Source organism: Halorhodospira sp. M38 (assembly GCF_022227985.1).
In the GTDB taxonomy this organism is placed as follows: domain Bacteria; phylum Pseudomonadota; class Gammaproteobacteria; order Nitrococcales; family Halorhodospiraceae; genus Halorhodospira; species Halorhodospira halophila_A.
This window is the reverse complement of the sequence record NZ_JAJNQP010000036.1, coordinates 1-9,056: the sequence shown is the minus strand read 5'-3', so window position 1 is coordinate 9,056 and position 9,056 is coordinate 1. Positions and strand designations below refer to the sequence as shown.

The 9,056-nt window shown below is 70.7% G+C and carries 7 protein-coding genes; 3 read left to right on the top strand and 4 right to left on the bottom strand.

Translation table 11 applies throughout. The annotated features are described in order from the left end of the window. Positions 1-5: 5 nt before the first annotated feature. Genes LRA98_RS12090 through LRA98_RS12075 form a run of 4 tightly spaced genes read right to left on the bottom strand, consistent with a single transcriptional unit; the run spans position 6 to position 4,221 of the window. A complete protein-coding gene (locus tag LRA98_RS12090) occupies positions 6-1,034 on the bottom strand; it encodes a M14 family metallopeptidase (RefSeq protein ID WP_238634153.1) in 1,029 nt (342 codons plus the stop codon). 26 nt (positions 1,035-1,060) lie between these two features. Further along, a complete protein-coding gene (locus tag LRA98_RS12085) occupies positions 1,061-2,491 on the bottom strand; it encodes a glutamate-cysteine ligase family protein (protein WP_238634154.1) in 1,431 nt (476 codons plus the stop codon). Between the two features lie 16 nt (positions 2,492-2,507). Continuing rightward, a complete protein-coding gene (murU, locus tag LRA98_RS12080) occupies positions 2,508-3,194 on the bottom strand; it encodes an N-acetylmuramate alpha-1-phosphate uridylyltransferase MurU (protein ID WP_238634155.1) in 687 nt (228 codons plus the stop codon). 1 nt (position 3,195) lies between these two features. Beyond that, on the bottom strand, positions 3,196-4,221 hold the full coding sequence (locus LRA98_RS12075; RefSeq protein ID WP_238634156.1) for an aminoglycoside phosphotransferase family protein: 1,026 nt from the start codon (positions 4,219-4,221) through the stop codon (positions 3,196-3,198). A gap of 106 nt (positions 4,222-4,327) precedes the next feature. Here LRA98_RS12075 and LRA98_RS12070 point away from each other — a divergent pair, with 106 nt between their 5' ends. The 3 genes from LRA98_RS12070 to pdxA are packed head-to-tail and all read left to right on the top strand — an operon-like array spanning position 4,328 to position 9,011. Further along, positions 4,328-6,715 (top strand): LPS-assembly protein LptD, encoded by a 2,388-nt coding sequence (locus tag LRA98_RS12070; protein WP_238634157.1) that lies wholly within the window; start codon positions 4,328-4,330, stop codon positions 6,713-6,715. Positions 6,716-6,720: 5 nt separating this feature from the next. Next, entirely contained in the window at positions 6,721-8,004 is a 1,284-nt protein-coding gene (locus LRA98_RS12065) for a peptidylprolyl isomerase (RefSeq protein WP_238634158.1), read from the top strand. Next, positions 8,001-9,011, top strand: coding sequence for a 4-hydroxythreonine-4-phosphate dehydrogenase PdxA (pdxA, locus tag LRA98_RS12060; protein ID WP_238634159.1), 1,011 nt, complete (start codon positions 8,001-8,003; stop codon positions 9,009-9,011). Before LRA98_RS12065 ends, pdxA begins: the two co-directional genes overlap by 4 nt. Positions 9,012-9,056 lie beyond the last annotated feature (45 nt).

Here is a 9,056-nt window from a genome sequence, read left to right as displayed (position 1 = left end):
CACCCTCAGGCGGGCTCAGCCGCCGGCGGTGTGCCCAGGCGGACCGGCTCCATCAGGTAGCAGAGTACATCCTGACGGATGGCCGTCGTATTGCAGGCGAGCATGGCCGGCATCGCCGGACGGCGCAGGCGGATCGTCTCACCATCGCGCTGGAAAAACTCCGCCGCCGCCTCGCGCCCGTCATTGTCCTCCACCGTGAAGAACGCCCGGGACTCCGGCGACACCCGAGCGAACACGGTCCCCTCGGGCAGATCACGGAAATTGCACCGCTCCAGATCGTCCATCAGCTGTAGATCCGCCCCGCGCGCCTCGCCGAAACCGAAGCTGCACTGCTCCGGAATCCGCACCGCAGCCACCGTGTGATAGACCGAGATATCCGCGGGCACCCCCTGGGGCAGGCGGGAGAGGTGTAGCGCGCTGGAGATCAGTTCGGCGGCGTGATCCGCCGCCCCGGGGCTGCCCGGCTGCCCGCACTCCACGGTGACCGCCGGCGCCAGCCGGGCCATGGCCAGCGACTGTACCCCTTGAGGCCGCGTGAAGTAGACCACCGTGCGCGAGAACAGCGCAGCGAGCTGAAGATACGGCCCCTCGAGGCGATTAACGCAGCCGTAGTGCGGATTCAGCCCGGTGTTGTTGTGCACATCGATGCTGGCGAAACAGCCCCGCGAGCGTACGCGGGCCACCACCTCGGCGGCGAGGTGCTGTTCCGGGCTGTCGGGCAGGCTCGTCCCCGGCCACACCCGATTGTAGTCGGGCTGTTCGGGCAGACGGCGGACGCCGTGCCGGGCTGCACGCACATTGCCGATGAACAGCAGCAGGGTCCGCGGCAGCGGACGCCCCTGGAAATCGGCCAGGACCTGCCGCACCGCCTCCCAGCCGGTGGTCTCGTTGCCGTGGAGCAGGACGGTGACGAAAAGCGGCGGTTCACGGCGCCCGGGCACCTCGATCAGGCTCGGCCCGCCGAGGCGCTCCTCCAACTCGGCGGGCCCTGCGCGGAGCAGTCCTTCCGGCAGTCCCTGGTAGGTCTTCAGCATGGGCCGATCGCCCTCCTGTCTGGTTTCTAAAGCGGCCAGCGATGAACCGGTTCACCGTCGGCAGCTCGATCCAGGTAGGCCCGCGTCAGGGCCTGGTTGTCGTCGCCGTGGCGCTCCATCCAGGCGAGCTGCCAATCGGCGCCGGTGCGCCCGCTGGCCACCCGCTCCTCCACCACGCGCAGGTGCGCGGTGGCCTCGGCCTCGGCCACGCCGGCCCGTACCAGCCCGCGGCGGGCCTTGGGCAGCAAGCGCTCGGCGACCAGGTCGCCCAGCCGGCCGAACCAGCCGTCCAGCCACTCCACCTCGGCGTCCAGGCCGTAACGGGCGGCAGCATAGAAGTTCTGCTCAGCGATGTGGAACGGCAGCTCCTCCACCAGCCCTGGGCGGGATTCGGCCAGCTCGGCCACCGCACCGTAGAAAAAGGCGGCGTTGGCCAGCACGTCGGCCAGGGTCGGGCCGGCGGCCATCACCCGATGCTCAAGACGCAGCTGGCACCGGCCGTCGACCACGTCCACCAGCGGCCGGTTCCAGCGCCAGATGGTGCCGTTGTGCAGGCGCAGATGGGCCAGCGCTTCCACCGGGGTGTCCTGGAGCACCGGCAGCAGCACGGGGTGGTGCTGCCGATTCTCGACAAAGAAGCCATAGAGGGCGTCGCGTGCATAGCCACTACCGAACCCCACCCGCGCCAGGGTACCGGCGCCGCGCGGCTCCAGGCGAGTGCACGCCACAGCCTGCTCGAACAGCGGGATGCGGCTCTCCTGCCAGAGGCGGCGCCCGAAGAGCAGCGGCGAATTGGCGGCCACCGCCACCGATGCCGCCGACAGCGCCACCGCCGCATTGAAGAACGCCGCGATGCGCTGCGGCGGCACCTGCAGGTGCAGCTGCAGCGAGGTGGTGGCCGCCTCCAGCATGACGTCGTGACGCTCGGTGCGGAAGCGCTCCGCCCCCTCGATATCGAGAGTCAGCGGCTGGCGCCCGCGCAGCGCCAGCACCTGCTCGTTCAGCGCGGCGTAGCGCGGCGACGGGGTCATGTTGCTCAGGCACAGGTCCGCTTCCCGCACCGAAGGCAGGATACCCACTAGGGCGACCCGGCAGCCGGCCTCCGACGCCGCCTGCTGCGCTCGCGCCCAGCGCCCGGCCAGCTCCGCCTGCAGGGCCTGCAGCGAGGAGCCGGCCAGCGCATGCACGTCCGTGTTGATCTCCAGGTTGAAGCGCGCGAGCTCATTCTCGACGCGCTCATCCTCGACCCGGCTTAGCACCCGATCGCTGACCGGCGCCGGGCGCCCCTGCGCATCCACCAGCCACGCCTCGAGCTCGAGACCGATGCTCGGCGCCCCCTGCGCGACCCGTCCGGCCCGCAGCCACTCGCCCAGCAGCCGGGTCTCGTCCCGGAGCCTCTGGCGAAAGACCGAGAAGTCGTCGCTCCCGAAGCGTGCCCGACCGATCTCCTGTCCCACGTCCGTCGCTCCCTCGCTACTCCGGCGCCGGACCGGCCTCCGCCAGCACCTGGCGGCGCAGCTGCTCGAGCCGTTCCGGCGTGCCGATATCGGACCAGATCCCGGGCCAGTAGGTCCCGGTGAGTTCCCCGCGCTGCGCAGCACTGCGCAGCAACGGCGCCAGCGGGAAACACCCGCGCCGGCAGTCCCGTAAGAGGCGGGGGTGGAAGGCGCCGATCCCGGCAAAGGTCAGCCGCTGTCCGCTCCCGGTGGTCACCCGTCCCTGACCGTCGAGGGCGAAATCGCCGTCGGGGTTATGGGCCGGGTTGTCCACCAGCACCAAGTGCGCAGCGACCGAGAGCGAGCGGGGCAGGCGCTGCAGCGGGTAGTCGCTCCAGACGTCGCCGTTGACGACCCAGAACGGGCTGTCGCCGAGTAGAGGCAGCGCCTGGCGGATGCCGCCGCCGGTGTCCAAGGCGCCTTCCGGCTCGCGGCTGTAGTGCACGCGCACCCCCCAGGCGCGCCCATCGCCGACCGCCGTCTCGATCTGCTCACCCAGCCAGGCGGTATTGATCACCACCGTCTCGACCCCGGCCGCGCTCAGGCGCTGCAGCTGCCAGCCAATCAGCGGCATCCCCGCAACCTCCAGCAGCGGCTTCGGGGTGGTGTCGGTCAGCGGGCGCATCCGCTCGCCGCGCCCGGCGGCCAAGATCATGGCACGCATCTCAGTCCACCTTGGCGTCCGGGACCCGCCCCGGCGCCTCCGCCAGGGCCCGCACCTCGTCCACCAGCGCGCGTAGCGCCGGCTCCTCCTCCGCTGCTGCGCGCAGATAGTTGAAGAACCGCGGCGCGTCGGCCAGGTAATGCGGCTTGCCGTCACGGTAGGCCAACCGGGCGAAGATACCGAGCACCTTGAGGTGACGCTGCACCCCCATCCACTGGCAGTCCGCCCAGAACAGCTCGAACGCCCACGGCACGGGTACGCCGGCCTCGAGCGCCAGGCGGTGATAGCGCTGAAGGGTGGCCACTTCGCGTTCGCGCGGCCAGCTGATGAAGGCATCGCGCACGAGGGAGACAGCATCATAGGAAACCGGCCCGTCCACCGCGTCCTGGAAGTCCAGCACACCAGGCAGCGTCGCACAGTCCATCAAATTGCGCGGCATGTAGTCCCGGTGACAGAACGCCCGGCTCTGGGCGGCAAGCCGTTCGAGCAGATCGTCCAGACCGCCGCCAAGGCGCCGCCGGGCTTCCGCGGCAGCCACCCCGCAGCAGTGCGGCAGGTACCAGTCGGTGAACAGCTCCAGCTCCCGGCGCAGCCGCGGGGTATCGTAGGCGGGCAGACCGGCCACCGGCACGGCAGCCTGGGCGCGGACCAGGGCGTTGACGGCAGCGTCGAGCAGCGGCTGGGGGTCGGCCCCATCCTGGAATGCCTGCAGGTAGGTGCGGCGGCCCAGGTCGGTGAGCAGCAACAGGCCCCGCTCCTGGTCGGCGGCCTCCACTCGCGGTGCGTGGACCCCCGCAGCAGTCAGCAATCCGGCGACGTGTACAAAGGCCGCCACGGACTCGGGCTGCCCCGGGGCGTCCATGATGATCCGGCTACCCCCGTCGGGCAGCTCGATCCGGAAGTAGCGGCGGCTGCTGGCGTCGGCCGCCGCCGGCGTCAGCGCCGGCGGCTGCGCGGCATCGAGCTGCCACCGAGCCCACTCGCGCGCCTCGGCGGCGCGGGCATCATCCCAGGCCAGTGCGTTCATCCCTCCATTGCGCGCCACGGCGGCGCCGATTGCAAGCCGTCGTGCGTTGCCACGCGCCCCCCCGTGTGCCAAGGTAGCGGCGCTCGCCGCCGGATCGCAACGAACCGTGAACCGTTCACTCCCACTCACCGCCGTCCTTGCGGCAGGCCTGGCCGCCTCCGTGGTTGCAGCCGCCGATGCGGACAACGTCGAAGAGGCCCGTGTCCCCCCCGGCCACATCCCCAGCGACCCTGGCGCACTCCGGCAGATCCAGCTTTGCGGCCCCCCACTGGCGCCATCCCCCGACGCCGTGGACCGCACACGGCGCAACCACCCCGACACACCCCTGATCCTGGATGCCGAAGCCATCGACGCCGATGGCCTGCGCGCCCTCTACCGCCTGCGCGGCGACGCTGAACTGCGCCGGCTCGATCAGCACCTGCGCGCGGAGAACCTCGATCTCGACGAGGCGGCGGGTCGCGCGCGCGTGCCTGGGGCCTTCGCGTACTCGGAGTCCGGCCTGCACCTATGGGGCACGGCGGGGCGCTTCGACCTCGACGAAGACCGCATCGAGGTGGACGGCGCGGAATTCCGGATCCATCCGCACATGCACGGCGCCGCCCGGCACCTGGTCTCCACCGGAGCGGAGCAGACCCGGCTAACCGACCTGCGCTACTCCACCTGCCCGCCGGGGGATGAGTTGTGGTGGCTGCACGCCGGGTCGCTGGACCTGGATCACGACGCCGGCCTGGGCGAGGCGCGCCACGCGCGAGTGGAGCTCGGCGGCATCCCCTGGTTCTACACCCCGTATCTGCAGTTCCCCATCGACGACCGGCCACGCACCGGGATCCTGCCGCCGAGCTTCGGCCAGTCCGATACCGACGGTGGCTATTTCACGCTGCCGGTCTACGTGCGCCTGGCGCCGAATTACGACCTGACCCTGCAGCCGACCTACTACTCGCGACGGGGGGTTCAGCTCGGTGGGGAGTTCCGCTATCTGCGCCCGAGCTTCGATGGCGAGCTGTCCGCGGAGTACCTGCCCGACGACGACGTCTACGCCGATCAGCTGCGCGAAGACGGCGAGCCGGAGATCGATGCCGAACGCTGGGCCGTGGACTGGTCCCACCGCGGGGATCTACCCTACGGCGTCGACTACCAGGTAGACGTCGAGCGCGTCGGCGACGTGGACTACCTGAGGGACTTCTCATCGGATCTGGTAGGCAGCAGCGATGCCGAGCTCGAGAGTCGCGCCCTGGCGCGGCAGTCCCGCGGCGATCACGAGTGGGAGGCCGAGCTGCAGCACTGGCAGAACCTGCGCCCGGACGACCGCGACGACCCGTACCGGCGCTGGCCCGCGATCGGCTACCAGCACACGCCCGGGGTGCTGCCCGGTGGCGTGGAGTACCGCCTGGAGGGCGAGGCGGTGCGCTTCGAGCTGCCCGAGGGTCCCGAGGCAGAGAATGACGAACAGCGCCCGGTGGGACGACGCTACCACGTCAACCCGCGGATCTCCTGGCCCCTGCAGCGCCAGGCCTTCTTCATCGAGCCGGGGCTGAGCCTGCACCACACCCGCTACGACCTAGATCGGGCTAGCGACGCCCCCGGTGACGAGCAGCTCAGCCGCACCGTGCCCATCGCCAGCCTCGATGCCGGCATCTTCCTCGAGCGGCCGTTCCAGCTCGGCAACCGCCCTTTCCTGCAAACGCTGGAACCCCGGGTGTACTATCTTTACGCCCCCTACCGCGACCAGGGGGACTACCCGGACTTCGACACCAACGAGCGCGGCAACACCGTGGCGCAGCTCTTCCAGGATAACCGCTTCTCCGGCATCGACCGCATCGGTGACGCAGACCAGATCACCGCCGCGGTGACCACCCGTTTCCTCGACATCGTCGATGGCCGCGAACCGTTACGCGCGAGCATCGGCCAGGTCTACTACCGGGAGGATCGGCGGGTGACCCTGGACACCGACCCGGACGACCCGGCCCTGACCCGCAGCAGCTCGGACATCTTCGCCGACGCCGAGCTGCGCCTGCCCGGCGGGCTTTCGGTCCGCGGCGAATACCGCTACGACCCGGAGCGGGAAGTGGCTGCAGCCACCAGCCTCGCCGCCGACTGGCAGTACCAGCCCACCCCGGGCGCCCTGGTGAATCTCGGCTACCGGGTCCGCCAGGAAGCCAAGGACGACGAGGACGATGAACCGGTGCTGGAGACCACGCAGGACCTGATCGAGGCCTCGGCGGTGGTGCCCATCGACGCCCGTTGGCGCGGCGTTGGCGGCTGGCAGTACTCGCGGCTGGAACGGACGAACCTGGAAGTGGTCGGAGGAGTGGAGTACCGCCAGTGCTGCTGGGCGGTGCGCGGTGTCGCCCGGCGCTTCCGCCGCGGCGCGGCCCGGGAAGTGGAAAACACCTTCATGCTCGAATTCGAGCTCACCGGCCTGGGCCGACTGGGCCAGGACACGGCATCCTTCCTTGAAGACGTGGTGCCCGACTACGACGAAACGGTATTCTAGACCCCATGAAGATTCGAGCCTTTCTCTGCGCCGCAACCCTGCTCGCCGGGCTGCCGGCCCTGGCCGCCAGTGAGACCCTGGACCGCATCGTGGCCGTCGCCGACCAGGAGGTCGTGCTCGCCTCGGAGCTGGAACAGGAGATCGAGCAGATCCGTGCCCAGTTCTTCCAGCGCGGTCAGCAGCCGCCACCGGCGGACCAGCTGCGCGAGCAGGTTCTCGAGCGCCTGGTGATGCAGCGCTTGCAGATGGGCCATGCGCAGCGCGCCGGCATCCAGGTAGACGACGCCACCCTGGACGCCGCCATGCAGCGCATCGCCGCGCAGAACAACATGACCCTCGCTCAGCTGCGCGACGCCCTCGCCCAGGAGGGGATGGACATGGCCGGTTTCCGTGAGGACCTGCGCGAGCAGATCACCGTCGAGCGACTCCAGCAGGCCGTGGTCCAGCAGGAGGTCGAGGTCTCGCCGCAGGAGATCGACGAGGCCGTCGAGGCGGCGGCGGCTCGGGATAACATGGAGTACCGGGTGGCGCACATCCGCATCGGCACGCCTGAGGGCGCCTCCTCGGATGACCTGCGCGCCGCCGAAGAGCAGGCCGGCGAGATCCGCGGCCGTGCGGTGGACAGCGACAGCGACTTCGCCACCCTGGCCGAGACCTTCTCGGATGCGGCCACCGCCGGCGAAGGCGGCGAGATCGGCTGGCGCCTGCCCGGCCAGTTGCCCTCGGCCTTTGCCGACGTCGTCGAAGGCATGGAGCCGGGCGAGGTCAGCGAGCCGGTCCAGGCGGCCGACGGTTTCCATATCGTCAAGCTCATCGACCGGCGCAGTGAAGATGCCCAGATTGTCGAGGAGACCCGCGCCCGCCACATCCTCCTGCGCCCCGGCGACGGCATCGAGGTGGAGGACGTCCGGCAACGGCTGAACAGCTTCCGCGAGCGCATCGACGAGGGCGAGAGCTTGGAGTTCCTCGCCCGGCAGTACTCCGAGGAGCCGGGCGCCGAGGCCAGCGGCGGGGACATCGGCTGGACCCGCAGTGGCCAGCTGGTCGCCTCCTTCCAGGAGCAGCTGGATGAGCTCGAAGTGGGTGAGGTCAGCGAGCCGTTCCGCACCGAATACGGCTGGCACATCGTCCGCGTGGAGGATCGGCGCGAGCGCGACGTCACGGACGATCGCCGCCGCGAGCGCATCGCCCAGCAGATCCAGGAGCGCAAGAGCCAGGAGGCCCTGGAGCAGTGGCTGCGGGAGCTGCGCGAGGAGGCCTACGTCGACTACCGCCTGGGGGGGTCGTGAGCGACGGCCGCCCGCGCATCGCGGTCACCTGCGGCGAACCGGCTGGTATCGGCTACGAGCTGGTAGCCGCTGCGGCCATGCGCAGTCACGCCGCGGAGCTGGTCGCCATCGGCGATCCGGCGCTGCTGCGCGAGCGCAGCCGCGTCCTCGACGCCTCCGAGCTGGCCACCCCGGCGTGGTCCCCCGAAACGCCGCGGGCGGCCCACCGTGCCGGTTGCCTGCCCGTGGATCCCGTGCGGTTGGCCCGCCCGGCCCACCCCGGGACGCTGGACCCGGCCAACGCCGAGGCGGTGGTCGCCAGCCTCAGGCGGGCGGTGCGGCTGGCCGCCGAGGGTCAGGTGGACGGCATCGTCACTGCTCCGGTCCACAAGGGGGTGATCAATGACGCTGGTATCCCCTTCTCGGGCCATACCGAGCTGCTCGCCGAGTTAACCGCCACCGAGACGCCGGTGATGATGCTGGTCGCCGGGGAGCTCCGCGTGGCCCTGGCCACGACGCACATGGCGCTCCATGAAGTGCCGTCGGCGATCACCCCCGAGCGGCTGGAGGCGGTGATCACAGCGCTGCACCACGACCTGGTCGACAAGTTCGCCATCGCGGCACCGCGCATCCTGGTCACTGGCCTCAACCCCCACGCGGGCGAGGGTGGCCACCTGGGCCGCGAGGAGCTCGAGGTCATCGAGCCGACCCTGGAGCGACTGCGCGACGCCGGCCTGCTGGGGCTGGTGGGGCCTTTGCCGGCGGATACGGCCTTCACGCCGCGCTCGCTGGAGGGGGCCGACGCGGTGCTGGCCATGTACCACGACCAGGGTCTGCCGGTGCTCAAACACGCCGGCTTTGGCCGGGCGGTGAACGTCACCCTGGGGCTGCCCATCGTGCGCACGTCGGTGGATCACGGCACGGCCCTGGAGCTGGCCGGGACGGGACGGGCAGACGGCGGGAGTCTGCAGGCGGCCATCGAGCTGGCGGCCGACCTGGCGCTGCGCCGTCAGCACCGGCCGGGCTGACCGCCCCACCGCCGCAGGGCGGGACAAGCGGGCCTACACGAGATC